Origin of the sequence: Aequorivita iocasae (assembly GCF_016757735.1) — a bacterium.
Taxonomy (GTDB): domain Bacteria; phylum Bacteroidota; class Bacteroidia; order Flavobacteriales; family Flavobacteriaceae; genus Aequorivita; species Aequorivita iocasae.
Genome location: NZ_CP068439.1, coordinates 1,081,092 through 1,106,919 on the forward strand (window position 1 = coordinate 1,081,092; position 25,828 = coordinate 1,106,919).

Genomic DNA, 25,828 nt, shown 5'->3' on the forward strand with positions numbered 1-25,828 from the left:
TATGGTAGAACTTGCCGGAATAATTATTTTAGGAATATTGGCCCAGTGGGTTGCCTGGAAATTCAAGATACCCGCTATTTTACCATTAATTTTGATTGGTCTTTTTGTAGGACCAATTTCTACACTTATTTCGGAGGATGGCACCCAATGGATCCAACCCATTTTTGAAAATGGTAAAGGACTTTTTCCGGGTGAAAACCTTTTTTATTTTGTTTCATTAGCCATTGGAATCATTTTATTTGAAGGTGGTTTAACGCTTAGGCGAGGCGAAATTTCAAAAGTTGGGCCAGTAATTGTCAAGCTTATTAGCCTGGGTTCAATTATCACCTTTTTTGGAGCGGGCGTTGCCGCCTATTATGTTTTCGGCTTGAGCTGGAAAATTTCGTTTCTTTTTGCGGCATTGATAATTGTAACAGGCCCTACGGTAATTACTCCTATTTTGAGAAATATTCCATTAAAGAAAGATGTGTCGGCAGTGTTAAAATGGGAAGGAATATTGATAGACCCAATTGGTGCATTGGTAGCTGTATTGGTGTTTGAATTTATTAGCGTAGAACACGACAGCGGCTATACCAAACAAGCTATTATTGAATTTGGCAAAATCTTATTAATAGGTTTTGCCTTTGGGATCTCGGGGGGATATGCCCTTTATTTTGCAATTAAAAAGAAATTGATTCCCCATTACTTATTAAATGTAGTTTCCCTATCAGTAGTGTTATTAATATTTGTGGAGAGCGATCTTTTTGCGCACGAATCCGGCCTGCTGTCGGTCGTAGTAATGGGAATGTTTTTGGGCAATAGTGATCTGCCCAGTTTAAAAGAGTTGCTATATTTTAAAGAATCACTTAGTGTATTGTTGATCTCAATTTTATTCATTCTTTTGGCTGCAAACATAAGCTTGGATGACCTACTGCTGGTTTACAACTGGAAAACGGCCATTTTAATGGCAATCGTAATATTTGTTTTAAGGCCCTTGGGGGTATTTCTCAGCACCGTCAATTCCTCACTTAAAACCAATGAAAAAATATTTATAAGCTGGGTGGGCCCAAGGGGTATTGTAGCTGCCGGTATTGCCTCTCTTTTTGGAACTAAGCTTGTATTAAAGGGCGAGCCGGGTGCAGAATATATTACTCCGTTAGTGTTTGCCGTAGTTTTGGTAACGGTATTGCTCAACGCCACAACCGCAAGACCTTTTGCGTCCATGGTTGGCGTATTTCTTAAAAAATCTGATGGAATTTTGATTGTGGGTGCTTCAAAGGTTTCAAGACTCATTGCCTCCTATCTTCAGAAAAGTGGCAGGCATGTAGTTTTGCTGGATTCAAACAGATTAAATGTGAATAAGGCCAAAGAGCTTGGGCTTGATGCAATTACTGCCAATATTTACTCAGATGAACTTACAGACAATATAGAACTAAACGATATGGGCTATTTGCTGGCCATGACGGGCAATGATGAAATTAATAAACATGCCATCAACCGATTTGGAAAATATTTTGGCGAAAATGGAACCTTTCGTTTGATGACTTCTGAAGAAATGCGGGAGCGTCACCATCTTTCCGCACGGGAATTGTTTTCATATACGCACGACTATACACGTTTTACTGAAGTGGCCCACGATTTTCCTTCTATTCAAGAAATTCCTGTGGGAAGCGAAAGCCAATTTTTACGGGTACTAAATATTATTGGTGAAAACGAAAATGCCATTCCGCTGTTTCTTAAACGCCCCAATGGATTTTTGGACTTGATAACCGCACCCGATGAACTGGAAATTGAAGAAGGAAGTGCATTAGTCTATCTGGGCAAGCCTATGGATTTTGAAGATGTGGCAAATGCCACCAAAACCAAAAAAGAGGTTACAACCCAAAAATAATTACTGTTTCAGACCGTTTTCAACAAAACCTTTCCAATGAAAAAACTTTTGTTTATTATCGCTATAATCTCAGGATTCACTGTGTTTTCCTGTAAAAAAGATGACGGTGGTGGCTGTACTACATGTTCTTCTCCCGAAACCACAAGTTTTCAAGTATGTGAGGAAAGTGATGGCAATGCTTCAGTTAATGGCCAAAACACGGGAACGCCTTATGATGTCTATGTTTCTGGTTTAGTGGAAGCTGGGGCAAGCTGTAATAATTGAGCTTATTAATCATTAAGCTTTAATACAGCCATAAAGGCTTCCTGCGGAATTTCTACATTACCCACTTGACGCATACGTTTTTTCCCTTTTTTCTGCTTTTCCAAAAGTTTTCGCTTACGCGAAATATCGCCACCGTAACATTTTGCGGTAACGTCTTTTCTGAGAGCTTTCACGGTTTCTCGTGCAATGATTTTTGCACCGATGGCAGCTTGAATTGGAATGTCAAACTGTTGCCTTGGAATTAATTGCCGCAATTTTTCGCACATCTTCTTTCCAATGTCATAGGCATTGTCGCGGTGTAGCAGTGCTGAAAGTGCATCTACGGTATTTCCGTTGAGCAGCACATCTACTTTTACCAGATGGGAAGCGCGCATTCCAATTGGGGAATAATCAAAAGACGCATACCCTTTGGAAACCGTTTTCAACCTATCATAAAAGTCGAAAACAATTTCTGCCAAAGGCATGTCAAAAGTAAGTTCAACTCTTTCTGTCGTTAAATAGGTTTGGTTAGTGATTTCACCTCTTTTTTCAATACAAAGTGACATTACCGAACCCACAAAGTCTGATTTTGTAATGATTGTGGCCTTAATATAAGGTTCCTCAACACGGTTTAACTTTGAAGGATCGGGAAGGTCTGAAGGATTATTAACCAAGATTGGTGTTTCAGGTTCTTTGTTTGTGTATGCGTGATAAGATACGTTTGGAACGGTGGTAATAACCGTCATGTCAAACTCTCTTTCCAGTCTTTCCTGAATAATTTCAAGGTGAAGCATTCCCAAAAACCCACAACGGAAACCGAACCCAAGTGCAGCCGAACTTTCCGGAATAAAAACCAATGAAGCATCGTTCAATTGCAATTTTTCCATGGAATTTCGCAATTCTTCGTAATCTTCAGTATCTACGGGATATATTCCCGCAAAAACCATGGGTTTTACATCCTCAAAACCTTCAATCATATTGACGGTTGGATTTTTGGAATCGGTAATGGTATCTCCTACTTTTACTTCTTTCGCTTCTTTTATTCCTGTAATAAGATAGCCAACATCGCCTGTTTTTACTACATCTTTTGGCTGTTGTTTCAGTTTTAGCGTACCCACTTCATCGGCAAAATAACTTTTCCCGGTAGCCATAAATTTGATGTGCTGTCCTTTTTTTATTTCACCATTGAGAACCCTGAAGTAGGTTTCAACACCTCGAAAAGGATTGTAAACAGAATCAAAAATCAATGCTTGTAAAGACTCCTGGGGATTACCCTTTGGTGGAGGAATACGCTCAATAATAGCGCTTAAAATTTCATCAATGCCCAATCCAGTTTTGGCGCTTGCAGGGATTACTTCTTCCGGTTTGCAACCCAAAAGATCCACGATATCATCTGTTACCTCTTCAATGTTTGCAGAAGGAAGATCTACTTTGTTCAACACTGGAATTATTTCCAAATCATTCTCCAAAGCCAAATACAGGTTGGAAATAGTCTGTGCCTGTATACTTTGTGCAGCATCTACAATAAGTAAAGCGCCTTCACAAGCTGCGATGGAACGCGAAACTTCATATGAAAAATCTACGTGCCCGGGAGTATCAATTAAATTTAGGGTATATTTTTCGCCTTTATAAACATAATCCATTTGTATGGCGTGACTTTTAATGGTAATGCCGCGTTCGCGCTCCAAGTCCATATTATCAAGCAACTGTGCTTGTTTTTCACGGTCGGTCACGGTACCGGTGGCGTCCAAAAGCCGGTCTGCCAAGGTGCTTTTTCCGTGGTCAATGTGGGCGATGATGCAAAAATTGCGAATGTTCTTCATAAAAATTCCTTCTCGTACTACAAGTTGCAAATATAGATTAAAAGAGTGATTATATGTGCTATGATTAAAACACTTAAAATAATTGTGTGGAGATTGTTTTTATTTAATAAATTTTTAACATATTTGTATTGTAAAGCTGTATTTCAGCGATATATTTTTTTCTCCCCAGATAAGGAATCATAGTAACGGGTGTCGCCCCAGATATCTACTTATGTTATGACAAGATTTATTATGTTTTTTTTCTGCCTTCAAGCAGGAGTTTTGATGGCACAGGACTTTTCTGTCTCTGGGAGTGTATTGGATACAAAGAATGCCCCACTATCATTTGTGAATGTTTTGGTTTATGAAAATGAGGGAGAAAATCCATTAATTGGAACTACCACTGATGAAGACGGTTCTTTTGTTCTGAAAAATTTAGAAGCAGGAACCTATATTATAAACTTCAGTTATATTGGTTTTGAAGATAAACAACAAACCATTCAACTTTCTTCAAATAAAAATTTAGGCAACTTAGTATTACAGGAAAACCAACAAATGCTAGACGAAACGGTAGTTGTTGCAAAACTGCCAACCATACGTAAGACCCCTGGCAAACTTGTTTTTGAAGTGGAGAACACTTCACTTTCCACGGGCAGTGCCGTAGATCTTTTAAAGAAAACACCGGGCGTTATCGTTGCAAACGAAAATATCCAAATAAAACTATCTACTCCGGTTATTTATATCAATGGCAAGCGGGTGTATCTTTCAGCAGAAGAAGTATATTCACTATTGCAGAATACCGATGCGGCGGCCATTAAATCTGTGGAGGTAATTACAAATCCATCCTCAAAATACGATGCTGACGCAGGAACGGTACTGAATATTATTACTTCCAAAGCGATTTCCATTGGTTATAAAGGCTCTGTATATGCGAACTACGAGCAAGGAATTTACCCAAAATATAATTTTGGGACTTCGCATTTTTATAAAAATAATTGGGTAAACATGTATGCGAGCTATTCTTATGCAGATAAAAAAGAATATAAAGAAGATGAAAACTATATTCGTTATTTTCAACCCGACGAGGCTTCCACTAAATCTATTTGGGAAACCGACTTTAACCGAACTACGGAGCGCAGCAATCACAACGGAAATGTTGTTTTGGACTTTACGCTAAACGATAAAAACACAATCAGCCTTACTTCAAACGTTTCACTTACGCCTGAAGTTAAATACCATAACAATGGCCACTCTTTAATTTTTAGCCCACAGCGTCAGTTAGATTCCACAATCACTACCTTAAGTTATGTGGATTACGAAAAGCAAAATTTGACATTTGCCTTGGACTATAACCGTGCTTTAAATGAAAATGGCGCAACATTGGCAATATCAGCTAATTATATTTATTACGACAACATCCAAAACCAAAGCGTGAGTTCCGATTATTTATTGCCGAATGGCAATCTTTTGAGAAACAACAGTTTTTACACAGATTCTGAACAAACAAGCGACATTTTTACGGGGCAGGCCGATGTTTCTTCGGAATTGTGGGGTGGAACCTTTGAAGCAGGGTTCAAATTCAGCAGTATTGACACTGAAAGCAAATTAGACTTCTTTGATGTATTGAGCAACACAACCACTTTCAACAATTCACTTTCAGATAATTTCAACTATAGAGAGAATATTTTTGCGGAATATATAAATTTTGAAAAAGATTGGGAAAAATGGAGCGTTGCTGCTGGTCTTCGTGGGGAATATACAGACATTGATGCCATTTCCCATTCTTTAGGGCAGGTGAACAACAAGCAGTATTTCGATCTTTTTCCCTCAGCATCTTTTCATTATATTATAAATGATAACAACGGGATTGGACTAAGTTACAGCCGCAGTGTAGAAAGACCCCGCTATCAAAGTTTAAACCCTTTTAAATATTTTATTACAGAACGAAACTTCAATGGGGGTAACCCCAAACTGGTTCCTGCAATTGAAGATAAAATCACACTTACTTTTGGTCACAAAGGCAAACTATTTTTTGAGCTCTATTATCAAAATGTTGAGAATAGTCTAGACATATTGGTACTTCAAAACAACACAAACAGCACGCTTAGCAGTATAGATGCCAATATGATCAAAAGCTATCAATACGCTTTTGATATAACGTATTTTAGTTCGCTCAACCCTTGGTGGTGGCTTCATTTAAATACCTCTTCCTTTTATTTGGCCAATGAATTTTACGCGCTGCAAAGCTCACCAGAAACCTACACTAATGATACTTTTGGACAATATATTTTTCTCACCAATCACTTTACTCTTTCCAAGGATCGTTCCTTTACGGCTGATTTAACTGGAGTTTACATTTCAAACTTCGTGTTTGGTAACCGTTTTTTTGAAAACCAAAGCTACGTAAACGTATTAATTAGAAAAGATATTTGGGATAAGAATGCAAGTTTGACCGTGGGGGTTGATGATCTTTTTAACACCCTCAATAATACCGCTTCAGTTTCAAATTATTACAACCAAGACAACTATTATTATGCAAATATTGAAAGCAGATTGCTACGTCTAGGTTTTAAATACAACTTCGGAAATTCCCGACTTCGTGATAATAGCAAAAAAATAGAGACTGACGAAGGTGATAGGCTGGAAGGAGAGTAAACAATTTTCTTCAACAACAATCTTTTAAAATTTCATATTCTTGATATTTACTACTTTTGCAGTTCCAAAACGAAATAATTGCCAAAAATAGGAAACATACAATTGCCAGATTTTCCATTGCTGCTTGCGCCAATGGAAGATGTTAGCGACCCGCCTTTTCGCGCACTTTGCAAAGAGCAGGGCGCCGATGTGGTTTTTACTGAATTTATCTCCTCTGAAGGGCTAATTCGCGACGCCGCCAAAAGCGTGATGAAGCTGGATATTTATGAAAAGGAACGACCCGTGGGCATCCAAATCTTTGGTGCCGTTTTGGATTCCATGCTTCAAAGTGTTGAAATAGTTGAAGCCAGCGGACCAGATATGATTGACATCAACTTTGGCTGTCCTGTAAAAAAAGTTGTTTCAAAAGGTGCCGGCGCGGGAATTTTGAAAGATATAGACCTTATGGTAAGTCTTACTGAAGCCATGGTAAAGCACACAAAACTTCCAATTACCGTAAAAACACGCTTGGGCTGGGACCATGATTCAATAAAAATTGTTGAAGTTGCCGAGCGTTTGCAGGATGTGGGCTGCCAGGCACTTTCCATCCATGGCCGAACGCGGGCGCAAATGTATAAAGGCGATGCCGATTGGAAACCCATTGCGGAAGTAAAAAACAACCCGCGAATGCATATTCCCATCTTCGGAAACGGCGATGTTGACACGCCCGAAAAAGCGATGGAAATGCGCGACAAATACGGGCTCGATGGCGCAATGATTGGCCGTGCCAGTATTGGTTATCCGTGGTTTTTTAAAGAAGTGAAACACTATTTTAAAACTGGCGAACATTTGCCCCCACCTACGATGCAAGAACGCGTGGAAGCAGCCAAACGCCACCTACAAATGGCCATAGACTGGAAAGGCGAAACTTTGGGCGTTTTTGAAACCCGCCGTCATTATACCAACTATTTTAAGGGAATTCCAAACTTTAAGGAATACCGAATGAAAATGGTAACGAGCGATGATTCCGCATCAGTCTTTGAAGCTTTTGAAGAAGTTTTGGAAGCGTTTGGGGATTATGAATTTGCTTAAACCAAAAGTTTTTCCCGAACCCTGCTCGAAGCAATTTTTGAAGCGATAATTCCCAAAATACTTATTGTTACAAAAACAATTATAATATTGAGTAGCTCCAATTTTACGGGATAGGGCAGGGTACTTGTTATTGCTACAAATTCAAATTTCAGTTGTGCAAGTACTGCTAAAATTCCCAGAAAAATTCCCAGTAAACCGCCAAGCACGGTCATTAGCGTGCCCTGCAGGAAAAAGATGCGGCGTATTTCGGGCAGCGAAGCACCCAAATTGTAAAGCGTTTTAATATTTTTCCGCTTGTCCAAAACCATCATTATTATTGAGCCAATAACGTTGAAAAGGGCAATTATCATTACCAAAGTAAAGATTAAATAAACCGCAATATTTTCAGTATTCAGCATTTTGTAAAGCGCATCGTTTTGCTGAATTCTATTTTTAATTAATATTTTTTTAGCAAAGATATTTTCAATTTCTTCGCGCACATTTTCTTCGGAAGCTGTGGACGCCAATTTAATTTCAAGGGAAGAGATTTTTGTACTGTCTAGTGATAGCATATTTCTGGCGAATTCTAAATCTGTAAAAACATATTTTGCATCAAGATCTTCATTCACTTGATACACGCCAGAAACAACCACATTTTCCTTACTAAACGCATCTGATGGATCAAGCGCGTTTATTTGACCGGTTCCAGGCTTGGGAACATAAATTTCCAAAGGTGCACCATAATCACGAACACCCATAGATAGTTTCGCAATTGTTGAAAGGCCTACTACCACTTCGTTTTGGTTTTCAACAAACCAATCTCCGTAATACATTATGCTGTCCAGTTGGGTAACTTTGCCATAAAGGGAATCCACACCTTTTATATAGGCAATGTGGTTTTTGCCTTTGTAATGAAGAAAAACGCGCTCCTCAATTATTTTTGATACGGTTTCAACTTCGGCTATAGCATTTAATTGCTCTTTTTGTGCTTCGGAAAATGATATGGTTTTTCCGCTTGCAGGCAGAATTTTGAGATCGCTGTCAAAAATATTGGTGAACTGAAGGCTAAAATCCTTCAAACCAGAAAATCCCGAAAGCACGATGAATAATGACATTGCGCCCACCACAACACCCACTGCCGCAATGCCTGTTATAATATTGATGGCATTGTTGCTGCTTTTTGAAAACAAATAGCGCTTGGCGATGTAGAGCGAAAAATTCAAGCTATGATTTTTTTCGTTTCGGAAGTAAATCTGGATTTTTCAAAGGATTTTCTTCGCCTTTTACGGCTTTGTCAATCTTTTCAATGTACTCTAAGGAATCATCGTTATAAAATGAAAGATCGGGCATTTTGCGAAGTTGGTGCTTGGTCAATTGGGCAATTTGATGTTTTATGCCCGGCTTCAGTTTATTGAGTTCTTTTACAATATTTTCTGCCTTGTCCGCCGGAAAAACACTAACGTAGACCTTCGCAATGGAAAGATCTGTCGTCACACTTACTTTGCTTACTGAAATAATTATGCCCATTTGTCCGGCTTCGCGAAGCATATTCTGAAGCACATTTGCAAGGTCGCTCTGTAGTACGCCTGCTATTTTCTTTTGTCTGTTACTTTCTTCCATACTGCAAAAATAGAACATAAAACCGTACCGAATGTTAATGAAGCCACAAGCTTCATGAAATTCAATGCTATTAAGTTTGTATTTTTGAGCAATCAACTTATTAATATGGAAAAAATAGAACACATAGGCATTGCGGTAAAAAGTATTGTTGAAGCCAATAAAATTTATGAAGCTTTATTGGGAAGCGCACCCTACAAAAGTGAAAAGGTGGAAAGCGAAGGGGTTGAAACTTCTTTTTTTCGCTGTGGTGAAAGTAAAATTGAACTATTGGAAGCTTCAAACCCTGAAAGTCCGATTGCAAAATTTATTGAGAAAAATGGGGAGGGAATTCATCATTTTGCATTTGCGGTTTCAGATATTTTATCCGAAATGGAACGTCTTAAAAATGAAGGTTTTATACTGCTGAATGAAGAACCAAAAAAAGGTGCCGACAATAAGCTGGTGGCGTTTCTTCACCCTAAATCTGCAAATGGTGTATTGGTAGAGCTTTGTCAAGAAATTGAGAATAACTAAAAATAGTTTTGCTGTATTTATAAAGTGTTTTACATTTGCAAACTATTATCGGGTCCCATAGCTCAGCTGGTTAGAGCACCTGACTCATAATCAGGGGGTCCATGGTTCGAGCCCATGTGGGACCACTTTTTTTCAAAAGGCTTATAATGAGCCACATTAAAACCTAAATAGAAGGCAATTTTCACACTAAAAATGAGTTATTAATCATTCGATAACTCATTTTTTTATTTAGGATAAAAAAAAATTATTACTTTAGGCACATAAATACGATCCCCAAATCGTTAATGAACAACCATGGTATCACTTATTTATAGTTTTATAATGCTTGCTATTCAGTCGGCTTCAGCTGGCCAGGGACCGCCGCCGCCTTCCCAAAATCGAGGCGGACAGTTGCCCATAGATGATCATTTATGGATTTTGATTGTTTTGGGTATTCTATTTGGAGCTTACATACTTTTTAAAAGAAACCGATCTACAAATAAGGCTTCATAATATTTTTAACATACTTCCCAATAATGTCAAATTCAAGATTTACTTCGGTACCTACTTCTATTCTATTAAAATTTGTGTTCTCAAAAGTGTAGGGGATAATTGCAACACTAAATGCCCCGTTTTTAGAATCAACTACTGTAAGACTTACACCATTTACCGTAATAGATCCTTTTTCCACAGTGCTGAATTCTGAATTATCATATTCAAATGTAAAAACCCAGCTGCCATTTAAATCTTCCACCTTTTTACAAATAGCAGTCCCGTCCACATGCCCCTGGACTAAATGGCCGTCCAGCCTATCCCCCAATTTCATGGCCCTTTCCAAATTCACCAAAGAACCTTTTTTTATTGTTTTTAGATTTGTTTTATCTAAAGTTTCTTGAATAGCAGTAACCACATAAGACGCATCTTTTGCTTCCACCACAGTTAAACAAACCCCATTGTGGGAAACGCTTTGGTCTATTTTCAATTCCTTTGCCAACGGGTTCTTAATTTCTATATGAAGATTTTCACCTTCTTGGGTGAGTTGCTTTATTTCGCCAACGGTTTCAATAATTCCTGTAAACATTGTAGTATTTGGTTACATTTGTACTGCAAAAGTAACAATTAAAAAAGCCAAACATAATGAGCAGAGAGGATAAAATAGTAGTCGGTATTTCCATCGGCGATATTAATGGGATTGGAAGCGAAATTATACTGAAAACGTTTGAGGATTCGCGTATGCTAGAGTTTTGTACGCCCGTTATTTTTGCGTCAGTAAAATTGATGTCTTTTTTCAAAAAACACTTTGAAGTGGACATCAATTTCCACGGAATTGATAAAATAGAAGATATTGTTCCGAAGAAAATAAACGTGCTGAATGTGTGGAAAGAACATGTTGATGTTTCGTTTGGTGAAGAAAATCCAACAGGAGGCGAGTATGCTATAAAATCCTTGAAAGCTGCGGTATCGGCATTAAAAAATAAAAGGATTGATGCTCTTGTTACGGCACCAATTAACAAATCAAACATTCAATCTGAAAGTTTTAATTTTCCCGGGCATACCGATTATTTGGCACAGGAACTTGAGGGCGAAAGCTTAATGCTTTTAATTTCTGAAAATTTGCGTGTTGGACTTTTAACGGACCACGTAGCCGTAAAAGACGTAGTGAAAAACATTACAAGGGAACGCATCGATAAAAAAATCAATACAATTTACCATACCTTAATTGAGGACTTCGGAATTGAAAAACCAAAAATTGCCGTCTTGGGAATCAATCCACATACGGGCGATAATGGTGTAATTGGTGATGAAGATGACACACTTTTACGTCCCGCGTTAGATAACATTCGTAAAAACGGCAAATTGGTCTTCGGGCCATATGCCGCAGATAGTTTTTTTGGCTCGGGTAATTATAAAAACTTTGACGCGATAATAGCCTCCTATCACGATCAAGGATTGATTCCTTTTAAAACATTGGCTTTTGGGAAAGGTGTAAATTTCACGGCAGGACTTAACCGCATTCGCACCTCGCCGGATCACGGAACCGCTTTCGATTTGGCCGGAAAAAATGAGGCGAATTTTGAATCCTTTCGTGAAGCAGTATTCAGTGCGGTTTCTATTTTTGAAACGCGTGAAGAGTACACGGAAATTTCTAAAAATCCACTACAAACAAGCAGAAAAAGAGGCTTCTCAAAAAAGAAATAGAAAAATTAATTGCTATTCAAATAATTTTTTATCTTTGCACCCGCCTTATCCGTAAGGTTAAGGTCTTAAATAGGTGTGAAAATGAAGGATTTGAAAGAGTTTACCATCCCTTTCGTAGGGCTGAAATTAGGAAAGCACCAGTTTAACTTTGAATTAAAAAAAGCGTTCTTTGAGCATTTTGAGTATGACGAATTTAATGACGCTGCCATTAATCTCGACGTACAGCTGGAAAAAATGAGCACGTTATTAGAGTTCACATTAACATTTAATGGAACCGTAAACGTTGCTTGCGATATTACAAATGAGCCTTTTGATCAAGAGATCTCGGGGACATATCATTTTGTGGTGAAATTCGGTGAGGAGTATAATGATGAAAATGAAGATTTGCTCATTTTGCCCCACGGAAGTTATGAAGTAAACATTCAGCAATACGTTTATGAATCTATAGTGCTGGCCATGCCATCGCGAAGAATTCATCCCGGAGTAAAAGACGGCACATTAAAAAGTGATATACTCGACAAACTTGAAGAACTAAGTCCGAAAGCGATAGATGAAGAAGCTGCGCCCGAAGATGAAAATACGGATCCCCGATGGGATTCATTAAAAAAACTATTAACGGATAAATAATAAATAGCAATGGCACATCCTAAGAGAAAAATCTCGAAAACAAGAAGAGATAAGAGAAGAACGCATTACAAAGCTACTGCCCCTACACTTGCAACAGACCCAACAACTGGTGAGTCGCACCTTTTCCACAGAGCACACTGGCACGAAGGAAAAATGTACTACCGTGGACAAGTTGTAATTGATGCAACTGAGCAAGTAGAGGCTTAATTCTATATACTTTATTAAAAAACTCTCACAGTAACGTGAGGGTTTTTTTGTTTTTTAACTTTGCAAAAAGTCAAAAACAACTTAATTAGTGCCGAATTTCAAGTAAAATTTAGTAATTTTCACTCTTTTTAAAAGATTTTTGGTCTTTTTTGTGAATTTTAATTCAGCTTTATGAATACTATCACGGCAGCTATTACCGCTGTAGGAAGTTACGTGCCAGATTACGTTTTATCAAACAAAGTGCTGGAAACAATGGTAGATACCAACGACGATTGGATTACCAGCAGAACCGGAATTAAGGAGCGAAGAATATTAAAGGATAAAGACAAAGGCACCTCTTATTTGGCCATACAGGCTGCAAAAGATCTTCTCCAAAAAAGCAATACCGATCCCGCTGAAATAGACATGGTTATCATGGCTACAGCAACACCAGATATGCCAGTGGCAGCCACGGGTGTTTACGTAGCTACGCAAATAGGTGCTGTAAATGCATTTTCTTATGATTTGGTCGCAGCCTGTTCCAGTTTTCTATTCGGAATGTCAACCGCAGCTCGATATATAGAATCTGGCAAATACAAAAAAGTTTTACTTATTGGCGCAGATAAAATGTCGTCAATTATTGATTATACCGATCGAACCACCTGTATCATTTTTGGTGATGGGGGCGGCGCGGTGTTGTTCGAACCAAATACTGAAGGTCTGGGAGTGAAAGATGAATATTTGCGGACAGACGGCGTAGGCAGGCCATTTTTAAAAATAGACGCGGGAGGTTCTTTACTACCGGCTTCCATTGAAACCGTTACCAAGAAGCAACATTATGTTTTTCAGGAAGGAAAGACTGTTTTCAAATTTGCCGTTTCAAACATGGCCGATGTTTGCGAGAAAGTCATGAAGAACAGCAATCTTTCAGGTGAAGAGGTAGATTGGTTGGTGCCACATCAAGCCAATAAACGAATTATAGATGCAGCTGCATCCAGAATGAAACTGCCAGATGAAAAAGTAATGATAAACATCCACAAATACGGCAACACAACTTCTGCAACCTTGCCGCTTTGCTTGGCCGATTATGAAAAACAACTCAAAAAAGGAGATAATTTGATCTTTGCTTCCTTCGGTGGAGGTTTTACTTGGGGTGCCGTTTATTTAAAATGGGCCTATGATTCAAAATAATTTTAACAACCCAAAAGACTAAAATTTCTAAATATGGATTTAAAAGACATTCAAAACTTGATCAAGTTTGTGGCAAAAAGTGGAGCCAGCGAAGTAAAACTTGAAATGGAAGACATTAAGATTACTATAAAAACTGGGGGTGATGAAGGTAAAGGGGAAACCACTTACATTCAGCAATTACCAGCCATGTCTCAACCGCAAATGCAAATGCAGCCACAGACTGCAGCACCCCAACAGGCCGCACCTACAACTGACGCGCCTGCTGAAACTGCTGATTCTAAACTGATAACCATAAAATCTCCAATTATTGGAACTTTCTACAGAAAACCATCACCAGACAAACCAGTTTTTGTTGAGGTAGGAAGTACAATCAACACAGGCGATGTGCTTTGCGTAATTGAAGCAATGAAACTTTTTAACGAAATTGAAAGTGAAGTTTCAGGTAAAATCGTAAAAGTATTAGTGGATGATTCGTCTCCTGTAGAGTTTGACCAGCCACTATTTTTGGTAGACCCATCATAAGTATAAATCTCAAATATTAAAGTCCAAGTCCCAACTTTGGAATTTGAGACTTGTAATTTGTAATTTCAAAACATTATGTTTAAAAAAATATTGATTGCAAATAGGGGCGAAATAGCACTGCGAATTATCCGCACCTGCCGTGAGATGGGTATTAAAACCGTAGCGGTTTATTCAAAGGCTGATGAAGAAAGCCTTCACGTTCGCTTTGCAGATGAAGCCGTATGTATTGGCCCACCGCCCAGCAACTTGAGCTACCTGAAAATGTCCAGTATTATTGCTGCCGCTGAAATAACCAATGCAGACGCAATTCATCCTGGGTACGGCTTTCTCTCTGAAAACGCAAAGTTTTCAAAAATCTGCCAAGAACATGGTATAAAATTTATTGGCGCCTCTCCAGAAATGATTGAACGGATGGGCGATAAAGCTTCTGCAAAGGCCACAATGAAGGCAGCAGGAGTTCCCACAGTTCCCGGAAGTGACGGCATTATAGAATCATACGAAAAATGTGAAAAACTGGCTGAAGAAGTAGGCTATCCCGTGATGTTGAAAGCCACTGCAGGTGGTGGAGGAAAAGGAATGCGCGCCGTTTGGAAAAAAGAAGACCTTAAAAAAGCGTGGGAAAGTGCCCGTCAGGAAGCTTCCGCTGCCTTTGGTAATGATGGAATGTATATGGAAAAGCTTATTGAAGAGCCACGCCATATTGAAATACAAATTGTGGGCGATAGCACCGGAAGAGCGTGCCATTTAAGTGAGCGCGACTGTTCCATTCAGCGTCGCCACCAAAAGCTTACCGAAGAGACCCCAAGTCCGTTTATGACTAAGAAGCTGCGTACAGATATGGGGAACGCTGCCGTAAAGGCCTCAGAATATATTAAATACGAAGGAGCAGGAACCATAGAATTTTTGGTAGATAAACACCGAAATTTCTACTTTATGGAAATGAACACCCGTATTCAAGTGGAACACCCCATTACCGAGCAGGTAATTGATTATGATCTTATCCGTGAACAAATCTTGGTAGCAGCTGGAGTACCAATTTCAGGCAAAAATTATACTCCGCAATTACATTCCATAGAATGTAGAATCAATGCTGAAGATCCGTACAACGATTTCCGTCCTTCACCAGGTAAAATAACTGTTTTGCACGCACCGGGAGGGCACGGCGTGCGCTTGGACACTCACGTATACGCAGGCTATACCATTCCACCGAACTATGATTCAATGATTGCGAAGCTTATTACCACCGCGCAAACTCGTGAGGAAGCTATCAATAAAATGAAACGAGCGTTAGATGAATTCGTGATAGAAGGTATAAAAACAACAATCCCGTTTCACCGTCAATTGATGGACGAACCGGATTATGTGGCCGGAAATTACACTACAGCGTTTATGAATACGTTTAAAATGAACGAACCAGAGGAAGAATAGTCCTTTTAAAACTATAAAAGAAGAGCATCGAAGGCCAAGAATATTTCTTTGGAATTTGGTGCTTTTTTGGTTTAGTAATATTTATATTGATTTATAATTTCTTTTTAAATGAATTTGAGTTTTTGGGAACATAAAACTTGGCTCTCAAATATCGATTTCGCAATAATAGGCAGTGGAATCGTAGGTTTGAACTGTGCTATGGAACTTCGCAGGAAGCATCCGAAAAGTAAAATCGTAGTTTTTGAACGCGGAATGCTACCCAGTGGCGCAAGCACGAAAAATGCAGGTTTTGCCTGCTTTGGAAGTATTTCTGAAATATTGGAAGATCTAAAAAACCATTCCGAGGAAGATGTTGTTCAGCTTGTAAAAAATAGAAACGAAGGTTTAAATTTATTACGAAGCACACTCGGCGATAAACAATTGGATTATCAGGAATACGGTGGCTACGAACTATTTATTAACGAAGATGCGGAGCTTTTTGAAATTTGTAAATCGAAAATTGGATATGTGAATGAATTGCTGAAACCTGTTTTCAATGCTCCGGTTTTTTCAGAAAAAGAAAACCATTTTGGTTTTAAAAACATTCAAACAAAGCTTATTTACAGTGCATTTGAAGGACAGATTGACACCGGAAAAATGATGCTCGGGCTCATCAAAAAAGCATCGGAAGAAAACATTTTAATACTGAATTCTTCAGAAATTACAAGTATTGCAGACAAGGGCGAAAGTGTTTTACTTCAACTAAATTCTTCCGAGGAAATTTCAGCAAAAAAAGTTTTTATTGCTACCAACGGTTTCGCGAAACAATTTTTGGATGAAGATGTAAAGCCAGCGAGAGCACAAGTTTTGGTTACTAAACCCATTGAAAATCTTCAAATTAAAGGCACATTCCATTTGGATAAAGGTTATTATTATTTTAGAAATATTGAAAATAGAATCCTTTTTGGAGGAGGCCGAAATCTCGATTTTAAAACCGAGGAAACTACCGAAATACAATTGACGGAATTAGTCCAAAACAAGTTGGAGCAATTGCTTAAAACCGTAATTTTACCTAACCAATCTTTCGAAATTGAACATCGCTGGAGTGGAATTATGGGAATGGGAAATCAAAAAAAACCTATTGTCAAATCTGTTTCAAAGAATATTTTTTGTGGTGTGCGATTGGGGGGAATGGGCGTAGCAATTGGCAGTACTATCGGGAAACAATTAGCAAATCTGTATGATTAAAAAACTATTCAAATTTATATTTAAATTTTTCCTTTGGTTTATTGGGCTCACCGTCCTGTGGGTGCTTATCTACAAATTTGTTCCCGTGCCTTACACCCCGTTGATGGCAATTCGTTCTATTGAAGGCGATGAGAAATACCAAACCCGCCACGACTGGGTTCCTATAGAAGAGATTTCACCTTATCTGCAGCTTGCGGTTATCTGCGCCGAGGATCAAACCTTTTTAAGCCATAACGGGTTCGACAGAAAAGCAATTGAAAAAGCTTTGGAAAACAACGAAAAGGGTAAGAAACTGCGCGGCGGAAGTACCATTTCGCAACAAACGGCAAAAAATGCTTTTCTCTGGCCTGGACGCACTTGGTTTCGCAAAGGGTTGGAGGCTTATTTTACATTATTAATTGAAACACTCTGGAGCAAAGAGCGTATTTTGGAAGTATATCTCAACAGTATTGAAATGGGCGATGGCGTATTTGGGGCTGAAGCTGCTTCGCAATATTGGTTCAAAAAATCCGCAAAAAACCTACGGACTGAAAATGCCGCAGCTATTGCCGCAATCTTACCGAGTCCACAGCGTTATAGGGCAAACCCACCGGGACCCTACGTAGCGCGTAGAACACAGTGGATTGTAAGGCAGATGCGATATTATGGCCCTTTTACCTTAAAAAAGCAGGAACCGAAAGAAGAAAAAAGAAAACGAAAAAGTAATAATGAACGCAGTAGAACTTAAAACTGAATTGCTGCAACACTGTCAAAAACAGGTTGACAACCGTTATTCAAAAATTAAACAAACCATTGTCGATATTGAGGAGTCTTTATTGGAAGAATCCAAGAGCAGTAGTGGTGACAAACACGAAACCGGCAGGGCAATGCTTCAAATTGACCGTGAAAATGCCGGAAGACAAATGCAGGAAATTGAGAAAATTCTTCAACTTCTCAAAAAGATTGATGTGAACGCAACTTCAGATTATGCGCGTTTGGGGAGCTTGGTTTATACTGATAAGTTCACCTATTTTATTAGTATTTCAATAGGCAATGTTACTATTGGCAAATCAGCTTATCTTTGTGTGTCCTTAAACTCTCCTGTGGGTTTGCTGCTTTCAGGAAAGAAAAAAGGCGATGAATTCAGTTTTAACGGAAACATATATAAAATCACGAGTGTGAAGTAACTGAAATCCATTCTTTTTCTGGTTTTGTGGCGTCCAGAATATCCAGATCCAGTACAGTTGCTATATGTTTGGCTACAGAAAATGCGTCCTTCATTTCGTCGCTAACATAAGCTTCAATATGTTGATTTCTGTTGTAAAACATATTTACTTTAAAAACTTCAAAACCCAATGTAGCTTCTGCAGCGATTACGCGACTTCTACTATTTTTAATGGTTTTGAAAATGGAAAGATATTCAATCTCCGGCAATTTTTTCCAAAATCCAAAATTGATCGCAAAAATTGAATATACGTTTCGATATTTTTTTTCCTCTAAATTTAATTCAAAACCCTCTCTTAGTGAGAGTTTTAATGCGGCCCCAAGTAAAACAATACCGAACAATGTTCCTGCAAAAAGCAGATAAACAGAAAACAAAGAAAGAATTATGGCAAAAATTATTTTTATGTTAGCAACAGGTTGAAGATGGCGGATATTTTTGTGCATAGACTTATGAAATAGTTTCAAATATAAAATTATTAAAACTTTGTCTCCCTTAAAAGTTTCGGCATTTTTTCACTCATCGCCAAAAGCCATTTCAACTGCTCCCGCACTAAATGTGCCTCTTCAATTTTTGAATGAAAACCTTCAGATTTTGAACTTTTTTCTTCTTCGGAAAAACTAATATTTTTCCCAAAAGTTGCATCAAAAACATCTTCAGACTCATATATTTCACCATCGTTTTCTGAAATAATTTCTTCCTTTAGGACAGCTTCGGCATCTGAAAGATTTCTGACTATTTTTTCGGAAACCTTATTGAAATTTTTGGAAGCGGGTGTAGTAGGATTTGATAAAATATAGGTGCTTAATGATGCTAATGATGAGAGAAATGTATGGTTAAGCACGGTTATTTCATAAACCTTGTCGAGGTTTTTCTGTTTCGATTTGGGTTCCTGCGTCATCCGTTGAAAAGCTGCACTGAGGTTGGACATCTCCAAAAATGCCTTTTTACGCGCTACTTTATATTTGGATGGAATTATGCCTTTTTGATTGTAATAACCGATGATTTCTTCCAGATAAAGTCTGTTGGCTTTCAAAGTTTCCAATAGGGTTTTTTGCATTCCCTGGATTTCCCAAGCGGGCCAAAGCAATAAATTTCCAAGGGTAGCAAGTCCAGCACCAATCAAAGTATCCATTACCCGATACTGAATTACATTAAAAATATCAGGCCGCAAAAGTGCATAGATAAAAACCACGCTTAGGGTAATAAAAGTAGCGGCTGCCTTGTAATTTCGCTGTACCATGGAAAATGCTATTACGAGCGAAACGATAGCTAAGATGCCATATACTGTTGTGTTTTGCGTAATTAAAACAATGCCCACAGCCAGTGCACCACCAATCAAGGTGCCGATGGTTCGTTCTTTGGAACGTGTTTTAGTAAGGCCAAACGTAGGTCGCATAATTACAATTAGCGTAAGCAATATCCAATACGGATTTTGCACTGAAAACATCATTCCCACTCCATAACCAATCATTGTCATTACGGCAAGCCGCAACGAATGTTTAAAAATAGGGGAGCGCATATTGAAATTTTCCACCAACACTTCAAAATCATAATTCTGTTTGGTAAGAAACCTTCGGGAATCTTCTTTATTTAACAAGGAAAGGTCGCGCTGCGCAGGGTTTTTGAGCAACCATTCTATTTTTTGAATTTTTCTAATTTGTTCTTTTTGATATTTAAAAAGATTTTTGAGAAGCAATAAACTTTCATCAAAAGTTTCATTGGAGGCCGAAGAATATTCAGCAATATCGCGCTTGATCTTTTTTTGAAATTCTTCTATATTATTATTTTTCTGAAGCTTTTTGGGATTGGAAATATTTGCGGCTATAGCATTCATTCTATTGCTCATCGCAAATAACAGCCCTTGAAAATCTGCCAATTGCTCAGGTTTCCTTTTAAAAAAATCGTCGGTTTTTGAATAATTCACTGGATTTGCCATTGCCAGTTCAAGCATATCTACAAGCTGTACAAATATAAGTAGGCGTTTTCCTTCATAATCACTTTTCCCCGAACCTGTTCTACTTTCAATTAAAATATCACGCAAGGTTTCGTGAATGGCCGTAAGCTCTGTTTGTATGCTTAATAATTTCTTTAAAAGAGTGGTTCTATCTGTGGTTTCTGCTACCAATTCGCCCCGTGATTTTAAATAGTCTGCGGTTAGTTTTATCGTTTTTGAAAGATAATATTCCGTTGGTGCTTTTGGAAAAATATAGTGCCACAATAAAACCAGTAAAACATACCAAAGCCCGCCGAGACCAATAAGCAGTACTCTATTATAAGGCTCCATTCCTCCGGAAACATTAGAGAAACTTAGCACCAGTGCAAAAAGCCCCGAAAAACTGATAAGCGAGGCCCGAAAACCATAAATTGAGATATAGGAAATACCAAACATTAATACCCCTAGAACGGGAAAAAGCAACCAAAGGGAAAGGTGAAGATAACCTCCTATTAAACTAACAACCATCGCCAAAAGCGTAGCGAATAAAGTAGCTGTTATTTTATGGCGAATACTACCGCTTACATCACTGGGAGAGGCGAGCAGCGCTCCCACAGTAATGGTAATGCCAATTTGAAGTGCTTCTAACTTTACGCCTGCAATAATGGGAAGCGTGAGCGCAATTCCCAAAAGGATAGCCTTCGAAAAATCGGTGCTTTTAAAATATTCCGATAGATCTTTAAAAATTTCTGTGATACTGTTTTTTGAAAACTTCAAGAGCAATTGGTTTCAGGTACTGCAAAGATATTGTGCTGAAAAGCTAAGGTCGTTAATCTTATCAGAAATGTAAGTCTGTTATACTTTTATTAAATTAAGAAAGGTATAGTGGGTATTGCATTTTTATGTTTTAATTTTATAAGACTGACATAAAAAAGAGCTCCCATGAACAAAGTAATTCTCTTAAAAAACCGCCCTAAAGGAAGACCTTCACTTGAAGATTTTGAATTTACAGAAGAAGAAAAACCAAAGCCAAACGAGGGCGAGATACTGTTGAAAACTAAATATGTTTCAGTAGATCCATATTTGCGCGGACGGATGCGCGATGAAAAATCATATATAGCGCCTTTTGAAGTTGGGAAGCCATTGGAATCAGGCATTATTGCTGAAGTTTTGGAAAGTAACAATAAAAATTTCCACAAGGGTGATTTTGTAAATGGAATGCTACAATGGAAAGAATTTCAAACTTCAAACGGAAATGGATTGAATAAAGTAGATGGCGAAAAAGCGCCTCTTAAGGTTTATTTGGGTGTTTTGGGACTAACCGGAATTACCGCATATTTAGGATTGGAGAAAATAGGGAAACCGAAAAAAGGTGAAACGCTTTTAGTTTCTGGCGCTGCCGGGGCTGTGGGAAGCGTGGTAGGGCAAATAGGCAAAATAAAAGGCTGCCGTGTGGTGGGCATTGCAGGAAGTGATGAAAAAATTGACCGCATTCAAGAGAAGTTTGGCTTTGATGCAGGAATCAATTACAGAACCACTGATAATATGAAAAAAGCTATCGCAGCAGCCTGTCCCGACGGGGTTGATGTGTATTTTGACAATGTGGGCGGCGAAATACTGGATGCCGCTTTGGCAAATATGAATAAATACGGACGGGTGGTAAACTGCGGTGCTATTTCGCTTTATAATAAAAAAGAAACCCCTACAGGCCCGCGAGTAGAAACCACACTCATTAAAAAGAGTATTTTGATGCAAGGCTTTACCGTGCGCGATTTTGTTAAAGATTTTGGCCCTGCCCAAAACCAATTGGCCAAGTGGATGGAGCAGGATAAACTGAGCTATTTGGAAACGGTGGTTGAAGGTTTTGAAAATATTCCGCAGGCGTTCATTGACTTGTTTGACGGAAAAAATAAAGGGAAAATGATAGTTATGGCTTAATCTCTTTCCAGAATTTTCAAATAGTATAGTTCATCTTTTTTTAAAGGAAAAGAGCTGTTGAAAAAAATGGTTTTTCCTTTATAATCCGCTTCCATTAAATAATGGCTTCCTTTAAAATAGCTTTTATTTACGGTTACCTCAAGGCTTGTTTTTTCTTCCGAAATTTTTAGTTGGTGTGGGAAAACGATAATTTCTTCCGAAGAATTGGTAGAAGAAAAAAAACTTTTCGGAAGCAGGTTTGCTTCGCCAAAAAATCCTGCCTGATATTCGGTTGCAACAATTTTATAAATAAATTCCGGCGTACCGAATAATTCTTCGGCGCCATTTTTCAACATTAAAATTTGGTCAGAATATGCCAATGCCTCCTCGCTGTCGTGGGTTGCGGTAATGCAGCTTATATTGTTTTTTTTGAGATAATTGAAAATTTTACGCTGTAGTTTATTTTTTCTGAAAACATCAATACTGCTGAAAGGCTCGTCGAGCAAAAGGATTTCGGGTTCGTTTGCCAATGCCTTTGCCAAAGCTACGCGCTGCTTTTGCCCGCCGCTGAGGTTTTTTACCAATGTGTTTTTAAAAGCTTCCATTTCAACTACTTCCAATAGTTCGTCGATACGTTTTTTATCTTTTTCTTCCTCCAATCCAGAGAGGTGGGAACCCAAATTTTCTGCAACGGTGGTGAATGGCATAATATTGAATTCCTGCGCCACGAGTTTCATAAAAGGTTCTCCGGGGATAAGGGTTTTGGTTGGGCCGAGCAGTTTTTTTTCTTTGTAGAAAATTGAACCGTTTTCCAAATGGAGCAAACCGTAAACTAGATGTAAAAGTGTAGATTTTCCACAACCACTTTCGCCTAGAATACTGAGGTGTTCTCCGGGTTTCAGCGTAAAGGAAACGTTTTTTAAAATGGTTTTTTCGGAATAGGCAAAGGAATTGATTTCAACTTTTAGCATCACAGATGGTTATTTCGCTAAAATCCCTTCACTTCCCAAAACGGGAATTGGAGTTACATTTTCCTCTGAAATGCTATTGGGTTCAAAAGTGAATTTTCGCTCAAAGAGTTTGTTTTCGGCAAAAAATGTAACCAAATATTCATTGGTAAAACCCAAAACCTCTGTCGGAATAAATTCAACTTTAGCCGAAGTTTTTGGCTTCATATTTCCCAAACCGTGACGCAGGGTTGAGGTTTTCCTATCTTCACTTTTTCCGCGGGACATTACCAAAACGGTTTCAATTACATCCTCTCGGTTATTGACCAAATAAATATACCACTGTTGCTCGGTAAAATCTTTGTCCCATTCCTTTACGGCAACAATATGCACGTTTTCAGCTTTTGGTATTTCAATATCCTTTCGCATAATCAATCGTCAAGTTTCCACATAATCCAAACCGCCAAAAGGGCAATGGCAGATACGCCAAGTAATATGGCACCAATTACAATTTTAATGGCCGCAATTACAAAAGTAAGGTAGGCTATTGCAATGGCAACGATTACCAAAAGGGCAATAACAAGATATTTTTTCATAGCATTTTTGTCTTAAATCTTATGTCTTTTAGCACAGCGGTCTTTTGTCTTTTTACAGCACACTTTTAAACTGTTCCAGAAAGCGAACGTCATTCTCGCTGAACATTCTGATGTCTGGAATTTGGTGCAAAAGCATCGCAATTCTATCAATACCTACGCCAAAGGCAAAACCGGAATATTCCTCGGGATCAATGCCGCAGTTTTTAAGCACGTTCGGGTCCACCATTCCGCAGCCGCCAATTTCCAGCCAGCCGGTTCCTTTGGTGATTCGGTGGTCTGCTTCGGTTTCCAGCCCCCAATACACATCAACTTCGGCGCTTGGTTCCGTAAACGGGAAATAGGAGGGACGCAAACGGATTTTAGACTTTCCGAACATTTCCGTAGTGAAATATTGCAGCGTTTGCTTTAAATCTGCAAAGCTTACATCTTTGTCCACATACAAACCTTCCACTTGGTGGAAAAAGCAGTGTGAGCGCGCTGAAATAGCTTCGTTTCTATACACTCGTCCCGGCGAAATGGTACGGATGGGCGGTTTGTTATTTTCCATATAGCGTACCTGTACGGACGAGGTGTGCGTACGCAACAAAACATCGGGGTTGGTTTGAATGAAAAACGTATCCTGCATATCGCGCGCCGGGTGATACTCGGGAAGGTTCAATGCGGTAAAGTTGTGCCAGTCGTCCTCAATTTCAGGCCCTTCGGAAACGTTGAAGCCAATACGCAAAAAGATGTCGATAATTTTATTTTTTACGATGGAAATAGGATGGCGCGAGCCCAACGGAATCACTTCGCCGGGACGGGAAAGGTCGCCGTAAACGCCTTTGGATTCTGAGTTGTTTTCAATAGCATCCTTAAGCGAATCTACTTTTTCCTGCGCTGCGTTTTTAAGTTTGTTTATAACCTGTCCAAACTCTTTTTTCTGTTCGTTAGGCACGTTTTTGAATTCTGCGAAAAAGTCGTTCAGCAATCCTTTTTTACCCAGATATTTTATGCGGAAGTTTTCAATTTCTTCTTTATTGGTGGAAGAAAAAGCCTGTACTTCGGCTATGTGTTTTTTTATGGTTTCTATCATTACTAAATTTTCTCTAAAAATTTTTTTAGTTTATCAATTCCCGCTCCCAAAAATACTGCACGATAGCCTCTTTCATCAAAACGCTCTGCTCGCCTGCTTTTAAGGGTGGCAATTGTTCTAAAACAGTATAATGCGGCCAGCCTTCCTCGTCGTAATAATCAAACTGATAATACCCATAAGGTTCCAAAAGGCGACAGATGGCAATATGCATCAAGTTCAGCTTTTCGTCTTTTTTAAACTTGCGGTGCAGTTGGCCTAGCTCTTGGATTCCTATTAAATAAATAATGGCATCCAAATCTAAAACCTGCCCATCGGCAAAACGGTCGCCCAGCATTTTTACTACTGCTTCCCATCGTTCCTTTAATTGTTCATCGCGCGCCATTCTTTCAAGAATTAATTGTCTGCAAAGATACATTTTACAATTCTGAAATCTTAAGACAGAATATAGAAATTAGAAAGTGCTATATTTAGGAAAATTTTCAGTGTATGAATACTATAGACATTGTTCTCGGGATTATTTTTATCATCGCATTTTTTCTGGGGTTTAAAAAGGGATTACTGAGATCCTTAGCTTCTTTAATCGGTCTTGTGGTTGGAGTGTATTGCGCTATGTTTTTTTCAGATTACGTTCGCGTTTATCTTGAAAAATGGTTTGATTGGAGTGATGATCTGGTTTCCATTGCATCGTTTTTGATTACTTTTTTCATCATAATGTTTCTCTTTGGTCTGTTGGGAAGACTTTTAACCAAAGTCGCCGATTTTGCAATGTTGGGTATTTTCAACAAGATTTTCGGCGGAATTTTTAATGTACTAAAATACGCTTTCTTGTTGAGCGTGGTGTTTATGTTTGTAAACGCATCAGAAAATTATAGAATTCTTACGCAAGAAAAACGTGAAGCATCCACCTTATATACACCAGTGGCGGCAATTGCACCTGCAGTTTTGCCCACAATAATGAAAGAAGTGGATAATTTAAATATGGAAGACTCTGAAATTACTCCAGAAGAAAGCCCCGATGAAACGAGGCCTCCAACTGAATAAAGAAAA

General features: G+C 38.6%; 28 protein-coding genes and 1 tRNA gene. 18 read left to right on the forward strand and 11 right to left on the reverse strand.

All coding sequences use genetic code 11. The features are described from left to right. The first annotated feature begins 1 nt into the window (after position 1). Together JK629_RS05100 and JK629_RS05105 are read left to right on the forward strand one after the other, a co-directional pair. Positions 2-1,870 (forward strand): cation:proton antiporter, encoded by a 1,869-nt coding sequence (locus tag JK629_RS05100; RefSeq protein WP_202337537.1) that lies wholly within the window; start codon positions 2-4, stop codon positions 1,868-1,870. Between the two features lie 36 nt (positions 1,871-1,906). Further along, positions 1,907-2,134: a hypothetical protein gene (locus JK629_RS05105; RefSeq protein WP_202337538.1), complete on the forward strand. Its 228-nt coding sequence runs from the start codon at positions 1,907-1,909 to the stop codon at positions 2,132-2,134. Positions 2,135-2,139: 5 nt separating this feature from the next. On the opposite strand, the gene lepA is transcribed toward JK629_RS05105, so the two are convergent. Next, positions 2,140-3,936, reverse strand: a complete 1,797-nt coding sequence (gene lepA, locus JK629_RS05110; RefSeq protein WP_202337539.1) for a translation elongation factor 4 — start codon at positions 3,934-3,936, stop codon at positions 2,140-2,142. Between the two features lie 231 nt (positions 3,937-4,167). Between lepA and JK629_RS05115 the strand changes: the two genes are divergently transcribed. Together JK629_RS05115 and dusB are read left to right on the forward strand one after the other, a co-directional pair. Next, entirely contained in the window at positions 4,168-6,570 is a 2,403-nt protein-coding gene (locus JK629_RS05115; protein WP_202337540.1) for a TonB-dependent receptor domain-containing protein, read from the forward strand. A 78-nt stretch (positions 6,571-6,648) separates the two neighbouring features. Continuing rightward, on the forward strand, positions 6,649-7,641 hold the full coding sequence (gene dusB, locus JK629_RS05120) for a tRNA dihydrouridine synthase DusB (RefSeq protein WP_202337541.1): 993 nt from the start codon (positions 6,649-6,651) through the stop codon (positions 7,639-7,641). On the opposite strand, the gene JK629_RS05125 is transcribed toward dusB, so the two are convergent. Further along, positions 7,638-8,843, reverse strand: a complete 1,206-nt coding sequence (locus JK629_RS05125; protein WP_202337542.1) for an ABC transporter permease — start codon at positions 8,841-8,843, stop codon at positions 7,638-7,640. The genes dusB and JK629_RS05125 overlap by 4 nt on opposite strands. 1 nt (position 8,844) lies before the next feature. Then, positions 8,845-9,240: a 30S ribosome-binding factor RbfA gene (rbfA, locus tag JK629_RS05130; protein WP_202337543.1), complete on the reverse strand. Its 396-nt coding sequence runs from the start codon at positions 9,238-9,240 to the stop codon at positions 8,845-8,847. A gap of 105 nt (positions 9,241-9,345) precedes the next feature. On the opposite strand from rbfA, the gene mce reads away from it, so the two are divergent. From mce to JK629_RS05145, 3 genes are all read left to right on the forward strand, one after another. Continuing rightward, the gene (gene mce / locus JK629_RS05135; RefSeq protein ID WP_202337544.1) at positions 9,346-9,753 is read left to right on the forward strand and encodes a methylmalonyl-CoA epimerase; all 408 of its coding nucleotides are present in this window, start codon (positions 9,346-9,348) and stop codon (positions 9,751-9,753) included. Between the two features lie 51 nt (positions 9,754-9,804). Further along, positions 9,805-9,878: transfer RNA gene (locus JK629_RS05140), tRNA-Ile, on the forward strand. Positions 9,879-10,047: 169 nt separating this feature from the next. Then, the gene (locus tag JK629_RS05145; RefSeq protein ID WP_202337545.1) at positions 10,048-10,245 is read left to right on the forward strand and encodes a hypothetical protein; all 198 of its coding nucleotides are present in this window, start codon (positions 10,048-10,050) and stop codon (positions 10,243-10,245) included. Here the strand turns inward: JK629_RS05145 and JK629_RS05150 are convergent. Then, complete coding sequence (locus JK629_RS05150) at positions 10,226-10,813, reverse strand: riboflavin synthase (protein WP_202337546.1); 588 nt, start codon at positions 10,811-10,813, stop codon at positions 10,226-10,228. The two genes, JK629_RS05145 and JK629_RS05150, sit on opposite strands and share 20 nt — an antisense overlap. A gap of 56 nt (positions 10,814-10,869) precedes the next feature. Between JK629_RS05150 and pdxA the strand changes: the two genes are divergently transcribed. The 9 genes from pdxA (at position 10,870) to JK629_RS05195 (ending at position 18,278) form a co-directional block, all read left to right on the forward strand. Next, entirely contained in the window at positions 10,870-11,931 is a 1,062-nt protein-coding gene (pdxA, locus tag JK629_RS05155) for a 4-hydroxythreonine-4-phosphate dehydrogenase PdxA (protein WP_202337547.1), read from the forward strand. An 81-nt stretch (positions 11,932-12,012) separates the two neighbouring features. Next, complete coding sequence (locus JK629_RS05160) at positions 12,013-12,558, forward strand: YceD family protein (protein WP_202337548.1); 546 nt, start codon at positions 12,013-12,015, stop codon at positions 12,556-12,558. A gap of 9 nt (positions 12,559-12,567) precedes the next feature. Continuing rightward, entirely contained in the window at positions 12,568-12,765 is a 198-nt protein-coding gene (gene rpmF, locus JK629_RS05165) for a 50S ribosomal protein L32 (protein ID WP_062620449.1), read from the forward strand. Between the two features lie 171 nt (positions 12,766-12,936). Then, positions 12,937-13,935 (forward strand): beta-ketoacyl-ACP synthase III, encoded by a 999-nt coding sequence (locus JK629_RS05170; RefSeq protein WP_202337549.1) that lies wholly within the window; start codon positions 12,937-12,939, stop codon positions 13,933-13,935. Between the two features lie 33 nt (positions 13,936-13,968). Beyond that, positions 13,969-14,457, forward strand: coding sequence for an acetyl-CoA carboxylase biotin carboxyl carrier protein (gene accB / locus JK629_RS05175; protein ID WP_202337550.1), 489 nt, complete (start codon positions 13,969-13,971; stop codon positions 14,455-14,457). Positions 14,458-14,532: 75 nt separating this feature from the next. Beyond that, positions 14,533-15,885 (forward strand): acetyl-CoA carboxylase biotin carboxylase subunit, encoded by a 1,353-nt coding sequence (accC, locus tag JK629_RS05180; RefSeq protein ID WP_202337551.1) that lies wholly within the window; start codon positions 14,533-14,535, stop codon positions 15,883-15,885. A gap of 108 nt (positions 15,886-15,993) precedes the next feature. Next, positions 15,994-17,112 (forward strand): NAD(P)/FAD-dependent oxidoreductase, encoded by a 1,119-nt coding sequence (locus JK629_RS05185; protein WP_202337552.1) that lies wholly within the window; start codon positions 15,994-15,996, stop codon positions 17,110-17,112. After that, complete coding sequence (gene mtgA, locus JK629_RS05190; RefSeq protein WP_202337553.1) at positions 17,105-17,839, forward strand: monofunctional biosynthetic peptidoglycan transglycosylase; 735 nt, start codon at positions 17,105-17,107, stop codon at positions 17,837-17,839. Before JK629_RS05185 ends, mtgA begins: the two co-directional genes overlap by 8 nt. Further along, positions 17,820-18,278 (forward strand): 3-oxoacyl-ACP synthase, encoded by a 459-nt coding sequence (locus JK629_RS05195; protein ID WP_202337554.1) that lies wholly within the window; start codon positions 17,820-17,822, stop codon positions 18,276-18,278. The genes mtgA and JK629_RS05195 overlap by 20 nt, the downstream gene beginning before the upstream one ends. On the opposite strand, the gene JK629_RS05200 is transcribed toward JK629_RS05195, so the two are convergent. Both JK629_RS05200 and JK629_RS05205 read right to left on the reverse strand, forming a co-directional pair. Further along, positions 18,262-18,759: a hypothetical protein gene (locus JK629_RS05200; RefSeq protein ID WP_202337555.1), complete on the reverse strand. Its 498-nt coding sequence runs from the start codon at positions 18,757-18,759 to the stop codon at positions 18,262-18,264. The genes JK629_RS05195 and JK629_RS05200 overlap by 17 nt on opposite strands. A gap of 32 nt (positions 18,760-18,791) precedes the next feature. Next, positions 18,792-21,026, reverse strand: a complete 2,235-nt coding sequence (locus JK629_RS05205; RefSeq protein WP_202337556.1) for an FUSC family protein — start codon at positions 21,024-21,026, stop codon at positions 18,792-18,794. 165 nt (positions 21,027-21,191) lie between these two features. On the opposite strand from JK629_RS05205, the gene JK629_RS05210 reads away from it, so the two are divergent. After that, positions 21,192-22,187 (forward strand): NADP-dependent oxidoreductase, encoded by a 996-nt coding sequence (locus JK629_RS05210; RefSeq protein WP_202337557.1) that lies wholly within the window; start codon positions 21,192-21,194, stop codon positions 22,185-22,187. Here JK629_RS05210 and JK629_RS05215 read toward each other — a convergent pair. From JK629_RS05215 to JK629_RS05235, 5 genes are read right to left on the reverse strand one after another with little or no spacing between them, the layout of a single operon-like run. Continuing rightward, entirely contained in the window at positions 22,184-23,137 is a 954-nt protein-coding gene (locus JK629_RS05215) for an ABC transporter ATP-binding protein (protein WP_202337558.1), read from the reverse strand. The genes JK629_RS05210 and JK629_RS05215 overlap by 4 nt on opposite strands. A gap of 9 nt (positions 23,138-23,146) precedes the next feature. Then, complete coding sequence (locus tag JK629_RS05220; protein WP_202337559.1) at positions 23,147-23,542, reverse strand: hypothetical protein; 396 nt, start codon at positions 23,540-23,542, stop codon at positions 23,147-23,149. A gap of 2 nt (positions 23,543-23,544) precedes the next feature. Further along, a complete protein-coding gene (locus JK629_RS05225; RefSeq protein ID WP_202337560.1) occupies positions 23,545-23,709 on the reverse strand; it encodes a hypothetical protein in 165 nt (54 codons plus the stop codon). Between the two features lie 52 nt (positions 23,710-23,761). After that, entirely contained in the window at positions 23,762-24,781 is a 1,020-nt protein-coding gene (gene pheS / locus JK629_RS05230) for a phenylalanine--tRNA ligase subunit alpha (RefSeq protein WP_202337561.1), read from the reverse strand. Between the two features lie 25 nt (positions 24,782-24,806). Further along, on the reverse strand, positions 24,807-25,163 hold the full coding sequence (locus JK629_RS05235) for a hypothetical protein (protein WP_202337998.1): 357 nt from the start codon (positions 25,161-25,163) through the stop codon (positions 24,807-24,809). Between the two features lie 104 nt (positions 25,164-25,267). Between JK629_RS05235 and JK629_RS05240 the strand changes: the two genes are divergently transcribed. After that, entirely contained in the window at positions 25,268-25,822 is a 555-nt protein-coding gene (locus JK629_RS05240; protein WP_202337562.1) for a CvpA family protein, read from the forward strand. Positions 25,823-25,828 lie beyond the last annotated feature (6 nt).